Annotated in this window: 1 protein-coding gene; it reads right to left on the reverse strand. The window is 58.8% G+C overall.

Annotated elements, in window-relative coordinates:
* Positions 1-633: 633 nt before the first annotated feature.
* On the reverse strand, positions 634-921 hold a 288-nt coding region (locus EOA86_RS39150), incomplete at its 5' end, for a hypothetical protein (protein WP_164892398.1).

Genomic DNA, 921 nt, shown 5'->3' on the forward strand with positions numbered 1-921 from the left:
CTTCTCCGTTAGAGCATCGACCCAAAGTGGGAACCGGGTTCGGGAAAATCCAATGCTCAAACGCATATGACAGGCTTGGAATGCAACAAATACAAAAAGTTGAAACTCTCAGGAAACCGAAAGTCGGAACTTTTGTATTGAGGAACCAAGGCCATCCGCGACTCCAGCGTGACAGGCCGGCACTCTAACCACTGAGCTACCCGCGCATAGTCGAGAACGTATCAGCCGCGTTCGTCGTCGGGGCGGTGGATAACCGCCGGTGTGAGGCGTTACTCGCCAGGGGTCGAGAGCCCCTCGGGCTCGAACGTAACCACCGCAAGGCCCAAACAGCCCGGTCGGAAATAGCCATCTGGCCCGCTGTTGAAGCGAATCGCTGCGCTACGTCGCTGTAGAGACGCAGCGCGAAGGAAGAACCGGCACACAGCGATCATCTACCAACTCGTCAGGAACCATGCGGGGAGCAGCGGGTTTGGCTTGGATGCCGACACGTTCGGTCCACCATTCTCCAAGGAGAATACGATGACATTAGCAAGCAAGACCACAGCAGTTGCCGCGGCGTTGGCTATGCTGGCTTCCCCGGCAATATCCCAGACGGACTCACCTGCGCCCGCCGCACCTGCACAGCATCGTGGCTCAGAGCCAGCGCCAGGAGTGAGCGGGCCAACCGACGACTCCATGCGCAATATGATGCGTCAGATGATGACCGAGATGCTGGAGGAGAGAATGCAAGAGCATCGCCGGCCCCGAGCAGAACGACGAGGTGGCGACCGTTGGCATCGCGATTTCCGCAGAGGTCCGCATGACGGGCGCCGAATGGGAGGCGGGATGATGCATGGCGCACGGATGCGAATGATGTTCGCCATAGTGGACGCCGACGGCGATGGTGCGCTTTCTCAAACCGAAGTTCAGGATTTCATCGGG

This window comes from Mesorhizobium sp. M5C.F.Ca.IN.020.32.2.1 (assembly GCF_004023105.1).
Classification (GTDB): Bacteria; Pseudomonadota; Alphaproteobacteria; order Rhizobiales; family Rhizobiaceae; genus Mesorhizobium; species Mesorhizobium wenxiniae.